The organism is Pseudonocardia sp. DSM 110487, from assembly GCF_019468565.1.
GTDB lineage: Bacteria > Actinomycetota > Actinomycetes > Mycobacteriales > Pseudonocardiaceae > Pseudonocardia.
In genome coordinates, this window is the sequence record NZ_CP080521.1 from 61,693 (window position 1) to 79,741 (window position 18,049).

Annotated in this window: 16 protein-coding genes; 13 read left to right on the top strand and 3 right to left on the bottom strand. The window is 71.4% G+C overall.

Annotated elements, in window-relative coordinates:
- Positions 1 to 11: 11 nt before the first annotated feature.
- From K1T35_RS00320 to K1T35_RS00380, 13 genes are all read left to right on the top strand, one after another.
- Positions 12 to 1,244 (top strand): cytochrome P450, encoded by a 1,233-nt coding sequence (locus K1T35_RS00320; protein WP_220258198.1) that lies wholly within the window; start codon positions 12 to 14, stop codon positions 1,242 to 1,244.
- Between the two features lie 66 nt (positions 1,245 to 1,310).
- The gene (locus tag K1T35_RS00325; RefSeq protein WP_220258199.1) at positions 1,311 to 1,751 is read left to right on the top strand and encodes a hypothetical protein; all 441 of its coding nucleotides are present in this window, start codon (positions 1,311 to 1,313) and stop codon (positions 1,749 to 1,751) included.
- Positions 1,751 to 2,626, top strand: coding sequence for an Fpg/Nei family DNA glycosylase (locus K1T35_RS00330; protein ID WP_220258200.1), 876 nt, complete (start codon positions 1,751 to 1,753; stop codon positions 2,624 to 2,626). The genes K1T35_RS00325 and K1T35_RS00330 overlap by 1 nt, the downstream gene beginning before the upstream one ends.
- Before the next feature lie 11 nt (positions 2,627 to 2,637).
- Positions 2,638 to 3,843, top strand: a complete 1,206-nt coding sequence (locus tag K1T35_RS00335) for a sensor histidine kinase (protein ID WP_255621435.1) — start codon at positions 2,638 to 2,640, stop codon at positions 3,841 to 3,843.
- A 132-nt stretch (positions 3,844 to 3,975) separates the two neighbouring features.
- Positions 3,976 to 4,848 (top strand): S49 family peptidase, encoded by an 873-nt coding sequence (locus tag K1T35_RS00340; protein WP_220262292.1) that lies wholly within the window; start codon positions 3,976 to 3,978, stop codon positions 4,846 to 4,848.
- A 129-nt stretch (positions 4,849 to 4,977) separates the two neighbouring features.
- Positions 4,978 to 5,853: a LytTR family DNA-binding domain-containing protein gene (locus tag K1T35_RS00345; RefSeq protein ID WP_220258201.1), complete on the top strand. Its 876-nt coding sequence runs from the start codon at positions 4,978 to 4,980 to the stop codon at positions 5,851 to 5,853.
- Positions 5,850 to 7,229, top strand: a complete 1,380-nt coding sequence (locus tag K1T35_RS00350) for a hypothetical protein (protein WP_220258202.1) — start codon at positions 5,850 to 5,852, stop codon at positions 7,227 to 7,229. The genes K1T35_RS00345 and K1T35_RS00350 overlap by 4 nt, the downstream gene beginning before the upstream one ends.
- A gap of 4 nt (positions 7,230 to 7,233) precedes the next feature.
- Positions 7,234 to 8,973 carry a cation acetate symporter gene (locus K1T35_RS00355; RefSeq protein WP_220258203.1) on the top strand — a complete coding sequence of 580 codons (1,740 nt, stop codon included), beginning with the start codon at positions 7,234 to 7,236 and terminating at the stop codon, positions 8,971 to 8,973.
- Between the two features lie 50 nt (positions 8,974 to 9,023).
- Positions 9,024 to 10,772: a cation acetate symporter gene (locus K1T35_RS00360; RefSeq protein ID WP_220258204.1), complete on the top strand. Its 1,749-nt coding sequence runs from the start codon at positions 9,024 to 9,026 to the stop codon at positions 10,770 to 10,772.
- Between the two features lie 322 nt (positions 10,773 to 11,094).
- On the top strand, positions 11,095 to 11,382 hold the full coding sequence (locus K1T35_RS00365; RefSeq protein ID WP_255621436.1) for a DUF485 domain-containing protein: 288 nt from the start codon (positions 11,095 to 11,097) through the stop codon (positions 11,380 to 11,382).
- Positions 11,379 to 13,055, top strand: coding sequence for a cation acetate symporter (locus tag K1T35_RS00370; protein ID WP_220258206.1), 1,677 nt, complete (start codon positions 11,379 to 11,381; stop codon positions 13,053 to 13,055). The genes K1T35_RS00365 and K1T35_RS00370 overlap by 4 nt, the downstream gene beginning before the upstream one ends.
- A 92-nt stretch (positions 13,056 to 13,147) precedes the next feature.
- On the top strand, positions 13,148 to 13,480 hold the full coding sequence (locus K1T35_RS00375) for a rhodanese-like domain-containing protein (protein ID WP_220258207.1): 333 nt from the start codon (positions 13,148 to 13,150) through the stop codon (positions 13,478 to 13,480).
- A gap of 45 nt (positions 13,481 to 13,525) precedes the next feature.
- Positions 13,526 to 14,437 carry a DUF4328 domain-containing protein gene (locus tag K1T35_RS00380; protein WP_220258208.1) on the top strand — a complete coding sequence of 304 codons (912 nt, stop codon included), beginning with the start codon at positions 13,526 to 13,528 and terminating at the stop codon, positions 14,435 to 14,437.
- A gap of 12 nt (positions 14,438 to 14,449) precedes the next feature.
- Here K1T35_RS00380 and K1T35_RS48620 read toward each other — a convergent pair whose 3' ends face one another.
- The 3 genes from K1T35_RS48620 to K1T35_RS00400 are packed head-to-tail and all read right to left on the bottom strand — an operon-like array spanning position 14,450 to position 17,876.
- Positions 14,450 to 16,045, bottom strand: a complete 1,596-nt coding sequence (locus tag K1T35_RS48620; protein WP_255621437.1) for an ABC transporter permease — start codon at positions 16,043 to 16,045, stop codon at positions 14,450 to 14,452.
- On the bottom strand, positions 16,042 to 16,824 hold the full coding sequence (locus K1T35_RS00395; protein WP_220258209.1) for an ABC transporter ATP-binding protein: 783 nt from the start codon (positions 16,822 to 16,824) through the stop codon (positions 16,042 to 16,044). Before K1T35_RS00395 ends, K1T35_RS48620 begins: the two co-directional genes overlap by 4 nt.
- A complete protein-coding gene (locus tag K1T35_RS00400; RefSeq protein ID WP_220258210.1) occupies positions 16,824 to 17,876 on the bottom strand; it encodes an ABC transporter substrate-binding protein in 1,053 nt (350 codons plus the stop codon). Before K1T35_RS00400 ends, K1T35_RS00395 begins: the two co-directional genes overlap by 1 nt.
- Positions 17,877 to 18,049 lie beyond the last annotated feature (173 nt).

Genomic DNA, 18,049 nt, shown 5'->3' on the forward strand with positions numbered 1-18,049 from the left:
CGTAGGTCCCCGTGACGGACATCGACGTCTTCGATCCCCGCACGTTCGCGCGCGGCGTGCCGCACGAGGCGCTGCGCCTGCTGCGCGACACCGACCCGGTGAGCTGGCAGGAGGAGCCCGAGATCGGGATCTGGCCGGCGGGTCGCGGGTTCTGGGCGGTCACTCGGCACGAGGACGTCAAGCACGTCCTGCGCACGCCCGAGGTCTTCTCCTCTGCCCTCGGCGCTACCCAGATCCGCGACCCGGACCCGGCCGACCTGCCGTTCCTGCGCCGCATGATCCTGAACATGGATCCGCCGGAGCAGGTGCGGCTGCGCCGGATCGTCACGGGCACATTCACCCGCCGTCGACTGGAACTCTTCGCAGGCGTCGTGCGGGAGCGGGCGGCCGCGCTGCTGGGCGCCGTGGCCGGGCGCGGCAGCTGCGACCTCCCGCGCGAGGTCACCGACGACTTCCCGCTGCAGAACCTCGCCGACCTGCTCGGCGTGCCGGCCGCCGACCGGTCGCTGCTGCTCGAGTGGACCAACCGCGTGATCGGCTACCAGGACCCCGAGCACGCCCACGTCGTCACCGACGCAGAGGGGCGGCCGGTCAACCCGCGCTCGCCCGCGCAGCTCGCCGACATGTTCGGCTACGCGGAGCAGCTCGCCGAATGCAAGCGCGCCGAGCCTGCCGACGACCTGATGACCGCGCTCGTCTGGGCGGAGGTGGACGGCGAGCGGCTCACCGACGCCGAGCTGAAGATGTTCTTCTTCCTGCTGGTGATCGCCGGCAACGACACCGTGCGCAGCGCCTTGCCCGGCGGCGTGCTCGCCCTCGTGCGCCACCCCGACGCGTACCGGCGACTGCGCGCCGAACCGGAGATCCTGCCGTCGGCGATCGAGGAACTGTTGCGCGTGCATCCGCCCGTGCTCACGTTCCGGCGCACCGCGGCGCGTGACGTCGAGCTGAGGGGCAAGCGCATCGCGCGTGGCGACAAGGTCGTCGTCTACCACGTGTCGGCCAACCACGACGAGCGCCGCTTCCCCGATCCGTTCCGCCTCGACCTCGCCCGTGAACCCAACGACCACCTGTCGTTCGGGCAAGGCCCCCACCTGTGCCTCGGGGCGGCCTTCGCCCGGTTGCAGATGCGCGAGTTCTTCACGGAGTTCCTGCGGTTGCCGCAGGTGGAGCTGGACGGCGAGCCGCGCAGGCTCGTCTCGAACTTCATCAACGGAATCACGAGCCTCCCGCTGCGGTGGTAGCCGCCATCGAGGGCGGATCTGTGGGAAAGTTGTGGAAAACCACAGGCACTCAACACGGCGGAGAAGATGGCTACGAGAACGGTCGCCGGTGTAGACGGACGCATGTGGTCGGTGCGCCGCAACATCGAGTGGTCCGTGCCGGCCACGGGCGACGACTTCGAGCACGACGTCGACGGCGGGCGCGGAGCCGCGGTGCTCATCCTGTCGGCGCTGTTCGTGTTCTGGCTGATCATCATCGTCTGGCGGCCCGCGGGCGTGCACATCCCCTGGTTCCTGTACCTCGTCGCGTTCGCCGTGGTGGCCTTCTTCCCCATCCGGTGGTTCCTGCGCAGGCCGTGGACGATCGTCGCCGAGACCGCGGGCGGCTACGACCTGCCTGCCGAGCGCTGGACCGGCCTCGTGCGCGGTGGGTCGAAGGCGAAGGAGGAGATCCGCATCATCATTCGCCGCATCCGCACCCAGGGCACACCGGGCCACGCCGACAGCCCCCTGCAACCGGTCAACTGATGCCCGAGCTCCCCGAAGTCGAGGCGCTGGCTCACCACCTGCGCGAGCACGCGATCTACCGGCCGATCGCGCGTATCGACGTGGCGAGCATGAGCGCGGTCAAAACGTTCGATCCACCGGTGTCGGGGCTTCACGGGCGGGTGGTCACCGGGGCCGCCCGGTACGGCAAGTTCCTGTCCGTCGAGTTCGGCGACCGGCCCGACGAGCCGCTGCACCTGATCACCCACCTGTCCCGTGCGGGCTGGCTGCGCTGGCACGACTCCGCCGCCGCAACGCCGCCCAAGCCGGGGCGAGGGCCGCTTGCGCTGCGGGTGCACCTCGACACCGTCGGCGGGCCGGGGTTCGACCTCACCGAGCAGGGCACGCAGAAGCGGCTCGCGGTCTACCTGGTGCCCGACCCGCAACAGGTCCCGGGGATCGCCCGGCTCGGCCCCGACGCGCTCGCCCTCACTCGCGACGAGTTCGCCTCGCTGCTCACCGGGCGCACGGAACGGCTCAAGACCCTGATCGTGGAGCAGCAGGTGATCGCCGGGATCGGCAACGCCTACAGCGACGAGATCCTGCACACCGCGCGCCTCTCGCCGTACGCCACGGCAGGGCGGTTGACGGCCGAGCAGGTCGACGGGCTCTACGCCGCCATGCGCTCGGTGCTCACCGACGCCGTCGAGCGCTCGGTCGGCCAGGGCGCCGCGGAGCTCAAGGGGGAGAAGCGCTCCGGGCTCCGGGTGCACGCGCGCGCGGGCCTACCGTGCCCGGTCTGCGGTGACACCGTTCGGGAGGTCTCCTTCGCGAGCAAGTCGTTCCAGTACTGTCCCGGCTGCCAGACCGGCGGCAAACCCCTCGCCGACCGGCGGCTGTCGCGCCTGGTGAGGTAGGTAGGTGGAACGTGACTGAGCTGCTGGGCAGCTCCACGGCGCTGCTTGTCGCCGGTGGCGTCTTCATCATCATGATCGGGCTGCTGGTGTGGCTGATCATGAAGAACCGGCGCAACACCTTCGCCACGCCGCTGGAGCGCGCCACCTTCGCCACGCTGCACACGGTGGCGCTGGCCGCGCCAGCGCTGCGCGAGGGGCTCTCGCCGAACTCCGCGGGGTTCGCGCTGCCGTACCTGCGGCAGCTGCTCGACACGTGCGCGCTCGCCATGACCGACAACCGGGGCACCACTCTCGCATGGGACGGCGACGCCGACCAGCACGAGCCGGACGTCCGGTCGCTGGCCGACCAGGTGATCTCCACCGGGCGCCAGCAGGTGCTGTCCCACACCGCGCTGTCGTGCGAGCACCCCAACTGCGCGGTCAGGGGCATCGTCGTGGTGCCGCTCGAGACCGACGGCGCGATCGTCGGCACCCTCGCGGCGCTCACCACGTCCACCGCGGGGCCGGTGCTGCTGCGCGCCTCGGCGGAGGTCGCCCGGTACGTGTCCAGCCAACTCGAGCTCGCCGAGCTCGACGAGTCGCGGGCCCGGCTCAACCGTGCCGAGGTCAGGGCCCTGCGGGCGCAGATCTCGCCGCACTTCGTCTACAACGCGCTCACCACGATCGCCTCGTTCATCCGCACCGATCCGGTGCGCGCCCGCGAGCTGCTCATCGAGTTCGCCGACTTCACGCGCTACTCGTTCCGCACGGCGGGCGAGTACACGACGTTGCAGGACGAGCTCACCAACATCGAGCGCTACGTCCGGCTGGAGAAGGCCCGCTTCGGCAACCGGCTCAACATCAAGCTGCAGATCGCCCCCGAGGTGCTCTCCGTCGTGCTGCCGTTCCTCGCGCTGCAGCCGCTGGTGGAGAACGCCGTGCGGCACGGGCTGGGCGGCAAGCCCAACGGCGGCACGATCACGATCACCGCGGAGAACGCGGGCGCGGAGTGCGTGATCATCGTGGAGGACGACGGGATCGGCATGGACCCCGCACGGCTCCACGAGGACCTCGACGACGCCCACCAGTCGGGCGCCCACGTCGGGCTCGGCAACGTCGACGACCGGATGCGCTCCACGTTCGGCGATGACTTCGGTCTCGTCGTGGACACCGCGCCCGGAGAGGGCATGAAGATCACCCTGCGCGTCCCGAAGTTCCGCGCAGGCATCCGGGTCTGACTCGCGGGGGCCGAAGGCTCCCCGCCCACGAGTCGCGATGTGAGTGCGCGCGAGTTGTGGTTCGGCGCACGCTCCTGCCCTTCTTGATCTTGCGGCTGGCGCGCAGCCGCGTAACGTGGCCGCATGGACGTGATCCGCCTCCCCGACCGGCTCGCCTCCCGCCTACCGGGGCGACTCGGGGAACGCAGCGATAAGCCCGTCGTGTCTTTGCTGCGACTGCACGGCGTGATCACTGCGACCACCGGGCCGGTGCCGCGCTCGGTGATCAATGCGCAAGCACTGGAGAAGCCGATCGAGCGGGCCTTCGCGTCGGAGCGGCTCGCGGCCGTCGCGCTGCTGGTCAACTCACCCGGCGGTTCACCCACCCAGTCGGCGCTGGTGGCCGACCGGATCCGGGGCCTCGCCGCCGAGAAGGGCGTGCCCGTTCTCGCGTTCTGCGAGGACGTCGCCGCGTCCGGCGGGTACTGGCTGGCGTGCGCCGCCGACGAGATCTACGCGCACCCCACGTCGATCGTGGGCTCCATCGGCGTGATCAGCCACGGCTTCGGGCTGGACGGGCTCATAGAGCGGTTCGGGGTGCAACGCAGGCTCTACACGGCGGGCAACGCGAAGTCGCGGCTCGACCCGTTCCTGCCGGAGAAGCAGGAGGACGTCGAGTGGCTGCGCGATCTGCAGGACCAGCTGCACGAGATGTTCCAGAACTGGGTCGTCGCCCGGCGCGGTGATCGCCTACAGGTCAAGGACGAGCTGTTCACGGGCGAGGTCTGGACCGGAGCGAAGGCCGTGGAGCTCGGGCTCGTCGACGGGCTCGGCACCGCGAGGGGCGTTCTCGGCGAGCGCTTCCCCGATGCCGACCTCGTTCCGGTCGAGGGGCGCAAGCCGCTCCTCGCGCGCCTCGGCTTGACGCCGCCGGCGGCCGGGACCAGCGTGATCAGCACGGATGCCCTACTGGGGCTTGCCCAGGCGGCCGAGATACGGGCCGCGTGGGCGCGGTACGGTTTGTAGCGCGGTGTGATCGGATGATCCCGATTGGTGCTGGACTCTGGCACTCACACGGATTCGCCGTCACCATGGTCGTCGGAGTTGGGGCAGGCTGTCCCGACCCCGGCCCCGGACACGCAGGATGAGGAGATCGTGGACAGCAACGACAGCTCCGGCGGCCTGGTCGTCCTCGCGGTGGACGACGAGCTGCCTGCTCTCGAGGAACTGGCCTACCTGCTGAGCGAGGACCCGCGCGTCGGCACCGTGCTCAAAGCATCGGACGCCACCGACGCCCTCCGCATCCTGAACAGCCGGCAAGGCGTGCGCGAGGCCGCCACGGCCGGTCCGGCCCACCGCGGCGGGCTCGCCGACCCGGTGAGCGGCACGCGGGTGGCCGACCGCACCCACGTCGAGATCGTGTTCCTCGACATCCGCATGCCCGGCCTCGACGGCCTGGAGCTGGCGCGGGTGTTCTCGTCGATGGCCGTGCCGCCGTCGGTCGTGTTCGTCACGGCCCACGACGACCGGGCCGTCGACGCGTACGAGGTCGGGGCGGTCGACTACCTGCTCAAGCCCATCCGCTCCGAGCGGCTGGCCGCCTCGATCGACCGGATCCTCGCCAACCGCGCCGCCAACGTGGCCGAGCCGCAGCCGGAGCAGAGCAGCGAGGACGAGGTCATCCCGGTCGAGCTAGCCGGCACCACCAAGCTCGTGCCGCGTTCGGCCGTCCGGTACGTGGAGGCGCAGGGCGACTACGCCCGCCTGCACACCAACGAGGGCAGCCACCTCGTGCGCATCCCGCTCTCGGTGCTCGAGGACCGCTGGCGCGACGCCGGTTTCGTGCGCATCCACCGCTCGTTCCTGGTGGCACTGCCGTTGGTCACGGAGCTTCGGCTGTCCGGGTCCGGCTACGTCGTCCGGGTCGGCAGTGGCCCCGACTGCGCCGAGCTCCCGGTGAGCAGGCGCCACACCCGCGAGCTGAAGGACCGGCTGGTCCGCGCGACGAAGCAGGCGTGGAGTCAGCGGTGACCACCTTCACCGACGGCGCCCCGCCGTCGGTGACCCCCGAGCCGGACGACGGCTCGGTCCCGCACCGCGCCGAGGCTCCCGACGCCGACCCTGAAACCGGGTCGGCGTGGCTGCAGGACGAGATCCAGCGCCGCATCGCGGAGAAGGCCGCTGCCGGTGGCGGCGGGCGGCACGCGCGTCGCGGCGAACCCACGTCCTCCAGTTCGGCCGAGTACATCGCGCGACACTCCGTCGCGACGCCTGGGCCCGGCGCACCGCGACCGGGACCGGTGGGCGGGCAGATGTCGCAGGCGAGCGAGCTGCTGCGTCGTGAGCGCACCGAGGGCACCAGCGCCCAGCCGGTCTGGTCCGGTCCCCCCATCCGGCCCGGCGGGGTGCAGCCCGCGCCGAGTCCGTCAGACCGGGAGGCCGGGACGGACACCGTGCGCCCGGGTATCGCCGCGGCCGCCGCCATGCGAGGCGCCGCTCGCGGCCGGGCGCGCAAGGCAGCGGCCGCAGCGGCCCCACCCGTCGCCCCGATGCCGCCCGCGGACGCCCCGCAGGCTCCGCCGCATCCGGGGGCCGCCGCTCCCACCGATGCGCCGCAGCAGGACCCGTCGGCCACCACGCCGGTCGAGACAGCACTCGTCCACCCGGCGCCCGTCGAGACGGCGCCTCCGCACCCAGCGCCTCCGCACCCAGCGCCCCCCAACCCAGTGCCCCCGAGCGCCGCGCCGACCGGGCCCCTGCCCGCGCCGCCGCCTCAGGCCGCCGCCGCGCCGCCGGCGCCGACCGGCCCCATCCCGCCGGTCGCGTCTCCTCCGGACGCCACCGATACCCGGCCGTCCATGGCCCCGGATCCCGTCGCTGCCGAGCTCACCGCGCCGGTCCCGGCCGTCCCGCCCGCCGCTGCGGACGAGGAGCCGTCCGACGACCCCGAGCCAGTCGGTCGGCCTGTCGGCCGGATCAGCGTGCCCGCGCAGCGGCGCGCCGAGCTGCATGATGCCCCGCCCCCGGACCCCGATGCCCCGGCGGACCAGCCGGGCAAGCGGGTGCGGGTGGTGCTGGCCGAGCGTAAGAGCGTGGCCCGCCCGGTTCGCACGGTCATCACCATCCAGGAGCCCACCGGCGTCGGGGAGCTGCTGCGCAGCAACCTGATCGGGTCGCAGCTGGCCATCGCGCTGCGGTTCGCGATCGGGGCCGGCCTGACGCTCGGGCTGTTGCCGCTGCTCTTCGCGATGGTCCCGGAGATCGGGCGCGTCGAGGTGCTCGGGATCCGCCTGCCGTGGCTCCTGCTCGGCGTGCTGGTCTACCCGTTCCTGTTCGGGCTCGGGTTGTGGCACACCCGCACCGCGGAACACCTCGAGCAGAACTTCGCCGAGACTGTGCAAGATTAACTACGTGAGTACCCCAGCACTGGTCGCGCTCAGCGCGATCGGGCTCGTGGGGCTCGTGTCGACGCTGATCGGCTCGTACGGCGTCCGCATGGCGCGCAGCACGTCGGACTTCCTCGTGGCCTCGCGCACCGTCGGTCCCATGGCCAACGCGGGCGCGATTTCGGGGGAGTACCTGTCGGCGGCGTCGTTCCTCGGCATCGCAGGCCTGATCCTGCGCGAAGGCGCGGACGCGCTCTGGTACCCGGTCGCCTTCGTCGCGGGCTACCTCGCCCTGCTCCTGTTCGTGGCCGCCCCGCTGCGCCGCAGCGGCGCCCACACCGTGCCCGACTTCGCCGAACTGCGGCTCGCCTCTCCGGCTCTTCGCCGGCTGTGCACCGTGTTCGTGCTGGTGATCGGCTGGCTGTACCTGCTCCCGCAGCTGCAGGGCGCCGGGCTCGCGCTCACCACGCTCACCGGCCTGCCCACCTGGAGCGGGATCGCAGGGGCCGGCATCGTCGTCCTGCTCACCGTCGTGGGCGGAGGAATGCGGTCGATCACCTTCGTGCAGGCGTTCCAGTACTGGCTCAAGCTCTCGGCGCTCCTCGTGCCCGCCCTCGTGGTGGGCAGCATGTTCCTGAACGACACCCGCAGCTTCGACCGGCCGACGTCTCCGCGGTTCGGGGACGACACGGCCGTTGACATCCGCACCGACGTCGTGCTCGACGTGACGGAGCCGGTGCGGGTGTGGGTCGACGGCACCGTGAACGACAGCTGGGAGCGGGGCGACGTCACGTGGCCACCCGGTCGGTACGAGGTGGACGAGGGCACGAGGCTGAGGTTCGCGGCGGGCTCGGCCGTGCCGACCGCCGACGGCTCGCCCACCACCGACCGCCAGTGGCTCGAACCGATGACGGGTGGTGCGGCGGACGAACTGCTCTCGATCTACTCGGTGCTCGTGGCCGGCTTCCTCGGCACGATGGGCCTCCCGCACGTGCTGGTGCGCTTCTACACCAACCCGGACGGGTTCGCGGCCCGCCGCACCACGGTGATCGTCCTCGGGATGATCGGCGTGTTCTACGTGCTCGTCACGCTGCTGGGCGCGCTCACCCGCCTGTACACACCCCAGCTTCTCGTGAGCGGCGACACCGACGCCGCCGTGCTGCTGGTGCCCACGGCCGTTCTGGGGCACGACTGGGCGGGCTGGCTCCTCGGTGGGCTGGTGGCGGCGGGCGCGGCGGCAGCGTTCCTGTCGACTTCGTCCGGGCTCGTCGTCAGCCTGGCGGGTGTGCTGTTCACCGACGTGCTTCGGGGGCGGTGGAACGACTTCCGGATGGCCGCCGTGCTCTCGATCGTCGTGCCGCTCGCGCTCGCCCTCGCCGTGACCCGGATGGATTTCGCGCTGACCGTGCCGCTGGTCTTCGCGGTGGCCGCCGCGACGTTCTGCCCGCTGCTGGTGCTCGGGATCTGGTGGCGCGGCCTGACGGCCGCCGGCGCGATCGCGGGTGTGCTCGTCGGCGGCTGCCTGTCCGCGGTGGCCGTCCCGATGTCGCTGTTCGCGGTGGTGCCCCAAGGCTGGGTCGGGGTACTGCTCTACCGGCCCGCGGTGATCACCGTGCCCGCCGCGTTCCTCACGATGGTCGTGGTGAGCTGGTTCACCAGGGTCTCGATCCCGCGTGACGTCGACCGGTCGCTGATGATCCTGCACGCCCCGGAGCAGCTCGGGCTCTCCCGGGACCGGCTCGACCGGCCCGGTCAGGCCGGATAACCGACGAAGGTGTAGTGGTGGTCTGAGCCTCGCGTTGACATAGTGTTTTCGTGACGACAACCGGCATCATCGCGCTCGTGGCCATCGGCCTCGTCGCGGTGGCGTCGGCCGTGATCGGGTCGCTCGGGGTGCGCGTCGCGCGCAGCACCTCCGACTTCTTCGTGGCCTCGCGCACGGTCGGCCCGATGGCCAACGCGGGCGCGATCTCGGGTGAGTACCTCTCCGCGGCGTCGTTCCTCGGTATCGCGGGGCTGATCCTGCGCGACGGGGTCGATGCGCTCTGGTACCCGGTCGGCTACACGGCGGGCTACCTCGCGCTCGTGCTGTTCGTCTCGGCCCCGTTGCGCCGCTCCGGCGCGTACACGGTGCCCGACTTCGCGGAGTTCCGGCTGCGGTCCGGCGTGCTGCGCAAGGTCTGCGCGGTGTTCGTCGTCGTCATCGGCTGGCTGTACCTGCTGCCCCAGCTTCAGGGGGCCGGTCTCACCGTCACCACGGTCACGGGGCTGCCGGGCTGGACCGGAGCCGCGGTGGCGGCCTTCATCGTCGTCGCCACCGTGGTGCTGGGCGGCATGCGCTCGATCACGTTCGTGCAGGCGTTCCAGTACTGGCTCAAGCTCACCGCGCTGGCGCTGCCCGCGATCATCGCGGCGATCTTCTTCTTCAGCGACGACCGCACGTTCGACAAGCCGGCCCCGCCGCAGTTCCCCGACCGCGCGACGGTCGACATCCGTACCGATGTGGAGCTGCAGGTCGGGGAGCCGGTCCAGTTCACCGCCACCGGGGTGGTCGACGGCAGGCAGGTGGTCGACAGCCCCGTCCGCTGGGACGTCGGACGGCACACCGTCCAGGCGGGGTCGGAGCTCGAATTCCCCGCAGGCGCGCCGGTGCCGGTGGTGGCTGGGGCGCCCGTGTCGGACTCCACGTGGCTCGCCCCGTTCCCGGGCGGCCGCGAGCACGGCCTGCTCGCCACGTACTCGCTGATCATCGCGCTGTTCCTCGGCACGATGGGCCTGCCGCACGTGCTCGTGCGCTTCTACACCAACCCCGACGGGCGGGCGGCGCGGCGCACCGCTGTGTTCGTGCTCGCCCTGCTCGGATGTTTCTACCTGGCGGTCACGCTGCTCGGCGCACTGTCGCGGCTCTACACCCCGCAGCTGCTCGTCAACGGCGACACGGATGCGGCCGTGCTGCTGCTGCCGGCCGCCGTGCTCGGCAGCGGGCTGGCGGGCGCCCTGCTCGGTGGGCTGGTGGCGGCCGGTGCGTGGGCCGCGTTCCTGTCCACCGCATCCGGGCTGATCGTGAGCGTCGCGGGCGTGCTGTCCACCGATCTCATCGGCAGCAGCAAGGTGCGCGACTTCCGACTGTCGGCCGTGCTCGCCGGTGCGATACCGCTCGCGATGGCGGTTGCGGTCACCCGGCTCGATTTCGGCGAAGCCGTCGCGCTGGTGTTCGCGGTGGCCGCGTCGACGTTCTGCCCGCTGCTCGTACTCGGCATCTGGTGGCGCGGGCTCACCGCGGCGGGCGGTATCGCGGGCATACTGGTCGGCGGGATCAGCTCGGCAGGCGCGGTCGCCATGAGCCTCGCCGGGTTCGTCGACTCCGGATGGCTGGGCGTGCTGCTCTACCGGCCGGCGATCGCCACCGTGCCCGCCGCGTTCGTCACGATGATCGTGGTGAGCAGGATGACCGCACGGCATCGCCCCGTCGACGCCGACCAGGTGCTCCTGCGGCTGCACGCACCGGAACGGCTCGGTCTGAGCCGCGACCGCCTCGAGGATCGTCAGCGTCCCACCTGGTGAGATCCACCGCTCCCGGTGATCACCGGACGGATGAACCCAAGGTCACGATTCGGGGCGGTACGTCCGAGTCCGACCGCTCGTCAACCGTTCGTCGGCCACTTGTCCCGATTCACCCGCCGTTGATCGTGAGCTTGTCTCGTCAGTTGCGCAACGCCCGCCATCACCCAGCTGGAGTATTCCGGCGTGGGAGTGTGACTCAACTATGGTTCGCCCCGTTGTGCCCCGGAAGGCGCGGCGACGATGCAGTGCGCGGACGGAAGAGAACGGAGACGACGCCGTGAGTGCCACAGGCGAGCGATCTACAGGCACCATCTACGAACAGATGCAAGCCACTCCCGAATTCGTCGAACTGCGCAGGAAACTCCGGCGGTTCGTCTTCCCGATGAGTGTCGCCTTCCTGCTCTGGTACCTCCTCTACGTGCTGCTGGCATCGTTCGCTCCGGCGTTCATGGCCATCCCGGTGTTCGGCAACATCAACATCGGGCTCATCATCGGGCTGTTGCAGTTCGTCACGACGTTCGTGATCACGACCGTCTACGTGCGGTACGCGAACCGGCACCTCGACCCGGCCGCCGAGAAGATCCGCCATGAGATCGAAGGTGTGGAATGAGCAGCGCCGTGAGTGTCCTTGCGCAGGCCCCGGCGTCCCCCGGCGTCGGCAGCCCGGTACTGAACATCGGCATCTTCGCCCTGTTCGTGGTGGTCACCCTGGTCGTGGTGTTCCGGGCCAGCCGGAACAACAAGACCGCGTCGGACTACTACGCGGCCGGCCGGTCGTTCACCGGCCCGCAGAACGGGGTCGCGATTGCGGGTGACTACCTGTCGGCGGCGTCGTTCCTCGGTATTGCGGGCGCGATCGCGGTGAACGGCTACGACGGGTTCCTCTACTCGATCGGCTTCCTGGTCGCGTGGCTCGTGGCTCTGCTGCTGGTGGCAGAGCTGCTGCGGAACACCGGCAAGTTCACGATGGGCGACGTGCTGAGCTTCCGGATGCGGCAGCGTCCGGTGCGGGCGGCGGCGGCCACCTCCACTCTGGTGGTGTCGTTCTTCTACCTGCTGGCGCAGATGGCCGGCGCGGGTGCGTTGATCGCGCTGCTGCTGCAGATCCCGAACAGCAACACGTTCGGGCAGGGCGTGGTCATCGCGATCGTCGGTGCCCTGATGATCACCTATGTGCTGGTCGGCGGCATGAAGGGCACCACGTGGGTGCAGATCATCAAGGCCGCCCTGCTGATCATCGGCACGGCAGTGATCACCGTCTGGGTCCTCGCCAAGTTCGGGTTCAACCTCTCCGCGCTGCTCGGGCAGTCCGTCTCGGCCAACCCGTCGATCACGAACTCCTCGGGCGCGGTTCGAGAGCTCGGCGACAACCTGCTCAGCCCGGGCCTCGCCTACGGTGCCTCGACCACATCGAAGATCGACTTCTTGTCACTGGGCCTGGCGCTGGTGCTCGGCACGGCGGGCCTGCCGCACATCCTGATGCGCTTCTACACGGTGCCGAGCTCCAAGGAGGCGCGCCGCTCGGTGGTTTGGGCGATCTGGCTGATCGGCATCTTCTACCTGTTCTCGCTGGTGCTGGGCTACGGCGCGTCCGCCCTGGTCACCGGGGGTGCGCAGCGGATCTCCACCGCGCCGGGCGGCACCAACTCGGCGGCGCCGCTCCTGGCGTACGAGCTGGGCGGCGAGATCCTGCTGGGGATCATCTCGGCGATCGCGTTCGCCACGATCCTGGCGGTGGTGGCCGGTCTGACGATCACCGCGTCGGCGTCCTTCGCCCACGACGTGTACGCCAACGTCATCAAGCGTGGGGAGACCAGCCCGGACGCCGAGGTGCGGGTGGCCCGCATCACCGCCGTGGTGATCGGCGTCATCGCCATCGCCGCCGGCATCCTGGCTCGCAACCAGAACATCGCGTTCCTGGTCGCGCTGGCGTTCGCGGTGGCGGCGTCGGCGAACCTGCCGACGATCCTCTACTCGCTGTTCTGGAAGCGGTTCAACACGACGGGCGCGCTCTGGAGCATCTACGGCGGTCTGGCGTCCTGCGTGCTCCTGATCGTCTTCTCGCCGGCGATCTCCGGCCGCCCGACGGCGATGATTCCGAACGCGGACTTCGCCCTGTTCCCGCTGGCCAACCCCGGCCTGGTGTCGATCCCGCTGTCGTTCGTCCTGGGGATCATCGGCACGTACGTCGGCGGCAGGCACCCCGTCGAGGAGGGCAAGTTCGCCGAGATGGAGGTCCGCTCGCTCACCGGGGCCGGCTCCGAGAAGGCGACCGTGCACTGACCCGACACGCACACGACGGCGCCCGGCCCCTGTGGCCGGGCGCCGTTCGCGTTCACGGGGGTGTGACGTCCCGCCGTGCGAGGATTGGGGACATGACCGGTCCAGCCGTCCCGGAGGTGGCGGTGGCGCAGCTACCGCCCGACGCCGCCCTGCTCGATGTCCGCGAGTCCGACGAGTGGGCCGCCGGTCACGCGCCCGGGGCCACCCACCTGCCGATGTCGGAGCTCACCGGCCGGATGGACGAGCTGCCCGACGGCGACCCGCTCTACGTCATCTGCCGTTCCGGCGGCCGATCAGCGCGCGTGGTGGCCTACCTGTCCGCGCAGGGCTATCCGGCGGTCAACGTCGAGGGCGGGATGCAGGCGTGGGCCCAGCAGGGCCGCGACATCGTCGCAGACAGCGGCGCCCAGCCCCAGATCGTCTAGGACACGCCCGTGCAACCACCAGCGTCTGGTGCGGAGGGGGGCGGCATGGGCCCGCCGTGCCCCCGCTGTGGCCGCCAGGCTCCCGCCGGTGGAGGACCGTTCTGCCCGTTCTGCGGCCGCTACCTCGCCGCCCTGCGCTGGGTGGCGGAACCCCCTCCCGGCATCACACAGCCCCGGCGGGTGCCCGTGCGGGCCCGCTACACCGGGCCGCCGCGGTACCGCCTGCTGCCTCGGTGGGGGTTCCCGCTCGGTCCGTGGAAGTCACCGGAGCCGGAGCAGCCGCACCCGGATCCGCTGGTCGGCACGCGGTCGCTCGTGGGCTCCCTCGTTCCCTTGCTGTGGGCCACCGCGGCGGTTGCGCTGCTCGCCTCCGGCGCCGAGGTCTGGCGGTACGTCCTCCTGCTTGCGAGCCGCGACGGCGCGCTCCAGGCAGAAGCCGTGGCGGCCTCGGACGCCCTCGTCGCGTCCGCGGGCACCGTCGCCCCCATCCTGAGCCTCGTGGTCGGCGTGCTGATGGTGCTGTGGACGGTCCGCGCCGCGCAGGCGGCGGGCGATCGGGCACAGGTCCGGCCGTCCCGGTCCCCGCGCATGATCGTGCTCGGGTGGCTGGTGCCCGGGCTGAACCTGTCGATCCCCGGGTCAGTGCTCGCCGAGATCGAGCACAGCGCCATCGGGCTGCCGGCCGACCGGCGCCCGCGGCCGTCGCGGCTGGTGCTCGTCTGGTGGGGGCTGTGGGCCGCGAGTGTGGTGCTCACGGTCGTGGTGCTGCTGTGGTCGCTGCGCACCGGAGTCCAGGCGCGCGCCGACGGTGTCGTGCTGCACGCGGTGCTCGACCTGCTCGCGGCGGTCACCGCGGGCGTCACGGCGCGGCTCGTGCTCCGGATCACCCGGCTGCTCGCCCCCGCGGCGCCCCGCAGGCGCGAGGTGCTGATGCGGGTCAACCCGGCGCCCGCCTGACACCGACGCAGGTCAGTCGCCTGCCTGCGGGAAGAACCGGGTCAGCACGGCAGCCTCGAGCACACCGACCGCGGTGTAGCAGAGGATCGACGTGGCGGTGAGCACCACCACGGAAGCCCACAGCTCGTCGTAGCGGAAACCGCCGACGGCACGCAGGATCGCGCCTCCCATGCCCTCACCGGTGATCAGCCACTCGGCGATCAGCGCGCCGATCAGCGCTCCTGGCACGGCGATGCGAGCCGATGCGAACAGCGCGGGAAGCGCGGAGGGCAGCGCCACCTTTCGCAGCGCCGTCACCCGGCCGCCGCCGTAGGCCTGCACCAGGTCGATCGCGGAGCTGCTGGCCGAGCGCATGCCGAACACGACGTTCACCAGCACCGGGAAGAACACGACGATCGCGCCGATCACGGCGACGCCGACGAGGCCGCGGCCGAATACCAGCGCGATGATCGGGGTCATCGCGATCAGCGGCACGGAGCGCAGCAGCATCGCGACCGGCATCAGCGTGCGCTCCAGGCTGCGCACCAGCACGAACACCACGGCCGCCGCGAGCGCTCCGATCAGGCCTGCCGCGAACCCGATGGCGGCGTCGCGCAGCGTCACGAGCAGCGCGCCCAGTACGGCTGCCCGGTTCGCCTGTGCGTCGTCGTCGGTCACGAGGTAGGCCCACACCGCCGTTGGGGGCTTGCCGACCATCCGGCTGATGTCGAACACCTCGAGGAACGCGATCCACAGCGCCAGCACGACCACCGCGGAGACGACCAGCGGCAGCACCAGCCGCCCGACAGCGCGCAGGAATGCCACCGGGCCGTTCCCCTCGACGCGGAGGCCGCGCGCGCTCGGCGTGCCCGGGCCGGAAACCGCCCCTGCCCACGGGGTGACGAGCCGGGCGGCGAGGGCGACCAGCCCGTAGCCGATGAAGGCGAGCAGGCCGGTCAGCAACGCGAGTGCCCAGGTGCGGGCGACCTCGTACTGCTGCTGCGCGACGGTGAGCACCACGCCGAGGCCGCTGTCGACGCCGCCCAGGTACTCGCCGACGATCGCGCCGAGCATCGCGGCCGGGACTGCGATCTTCAGCGCGTTGAGCGTCGCCGGCAGGGCGGCGATCAGCTGGACCTTCACCAGCCGCTGCCAGCGGTTCCCGCCGAACGCCGTGACAGCGTCGAGGCTCGCGCGATCGGCCGCCCGCAGGCCGAGCAGGGCGCCGATCAGCGTGGTGAAGAAGACGGAGAGGGCGGCGAGGAACACCGTGGGCGTGCGGCCGCCGAACACCACGAGGATGATCGGGCCGATCGCGGTCAGCGGGATGCAGTAGCTGATCACCGCGAGCTGGGTGGCGACGCCCTCGACCGCCGGAACCAGCAGCACGACGACGGCGATCGCCAGCGCGAGCGCGTTGCCCCACAGGAAGCCGAGCCCCGCCCCGCGCAGCGTGATCGCCGCGTTGGACCAGTAGAAGCCGAACCCGTCGGTGACGAACTGGCCGACGACGGCCGCCGGTGTGGGTACCGCCCCGCTCGCCCGGAACGCCGTGACTGCCACGAGCCACCAGCAGCCGACGAGCAGCGCCATGCCGATCGCCGCGCCCGCCCAGCCGCGCCGCGTCACGCCTGCTCGCCCTTGGCGCTGAACACCAGGTCGGACACGCGGTCGTGGAGCGCGTGGAACTCCGGGCTTCGCTGCATGTCCACCGTGCGCGGTCGTGGCAGGTCGATCGGGACGAGGTCGAGGATCCGCCCCGGACGCGGGCTCATGACGGCCACGACGTCGGAGAGGAACACCGCCTCCGCGATCCCGTGCGTCACCATCAGCGTGGTGGCGGGCTGCTCGGTCCAGATCCGCAGCAGCTCCAGGTTGAGCCGCTGCCGGGTCATGTCGTCGAGCGCCCCGAACGGCTCGTCGAGCAGCAGCACCCGTGGCCGCAGCACCAGCGCCCGCGCGATCGACACCCGCTGCCGCATCCCGCCGGAGAGCTGGGCGGGCTTGGCCTTCTCGAAGCCCTGCAGGCCGACGAGCTCCACCAGGTCCGTCAAGAGCCCGGGCTCGGGCCGGATCCCGGCCACCTCGAGCGGCATCCTGATGTTGGTCAGCACGCTGCGCCACGGCAGCAGCGCGGGGTCCTGGAACGCGATGCCGAGGTGGTGGTGGCCGCGTAGCTCCTGCGGGCCCTCGCCGTGCACCAGCGCCGTGCCCGCGCTGGGCGTCTCCAGCCCGGCGAGGATGCGCAGCACCGTGGACTTGCCGCAGCCCGACGGCCCGACCAGCGACACGAACGTGCCGCGCTCGGTGCTGAGGTCGACGCCGTCGAGCGCGGTGACCTCGCGGCGCCCGAGGGTGAACCGTTTCTCCAGGCCGGTCAGCGTGATCCCGGACCCGTTGCCTGCCATCAAGCCCCCAGACCGGGGTTGTCCCGGTAGACCTCCCGCAGCGGCGCCAGGTCGAACAGCTGCTCGGCGGGCATGTCGATGCCGGCAAGGCGGAGCGACGTGATGTTCGCGGCGATGAGCTCGTCCGACACCGTGAGCAGCCCGTTCGACTGCGTCTCCGGTGAGACGATCAGCTCCATCTGGCGGCGCATGATCGCTTCCTGCTCGCCGGCGTTCAGGTTCTGGTCCTTGCCGTAGACCTCGGTGGCCAGCCGGGCCGCCTCGGCGGGCTCGGCCACGGCGTCGGACCAGCCGCGGGCCAGCCCCGTGAGGAAGGCCTTGAGCTTGTCCCGCTCCTCGTCGATCGTCTGCTGCGCCACCACCAGTGTCTCGCCCACCAGCGGCAGCCCGTTGTCGGCGAACAGGAACTGGGTGGCGGGGAACCCGCGTCGGCTCAGCGTGGCGGCACCGCTGGTGGAGTAGCCGATGTAGCCGTCCACGTCGCCCGTGGTGATCGGCGTGGGGTCGTACTGGAAGGGCACCCGGGTCACCTGGCCCGGCTCGATGCCGTTCGCGGCAAGCAGCGCGTTCCACACGATGTCGTTGGAGTCCTGCACGCCGATCCGCTTCCCGATCATGGCGCGGGCATCGGGGATCGGGGCGCTCTCCAGGGAGATCACGGCGAACGGGTTCTTCTGGAACGTCGCCCCGACGATCTTCAGCTCGGCGCCCTGCGCGACGGCGGGTGCCGTGATCAGCGGCGCCGAGATGCCGATCCAGACCCGGCCGGTGACCAGCGCCGTCTCCGCCGAAGTGCCCGCCGCGCCGCCGGCGAGCAGCTCGACCCCGGAGAACCCCGCCTGGGTGAAGTAGCCGCGGGAGTCGGCCATGTACTGCCCGCCGAACTCGACGTTCTTCACCCACGACAGCTGCATCGCGACGCTGCCGAACCCGTCGCCGGATCCGGCCGAGTCCCCGCCGGAGCCGCATGCGGCGAGCAGCGCGAGCCCGCCCGCGGCCCCGGTGAGTCGCAGGAAGCCGCGCCGGTCGAGATCCAGTGGACGGGGAGGCATGCCGTGCAGTAGATCAGGCCGGTCGGAGCCGGGACATCTCCACAGTGACGAAAAACCGCGGGTCACTCGCGTCGGGGGATGGACGATCCTCCGATGACGTTTCCACCGTGTTGACGCCGTGGCACCCCTCGGAGCTTCCCCCGAACCGCGCGCCGTACCGCCCGGCGAACGTT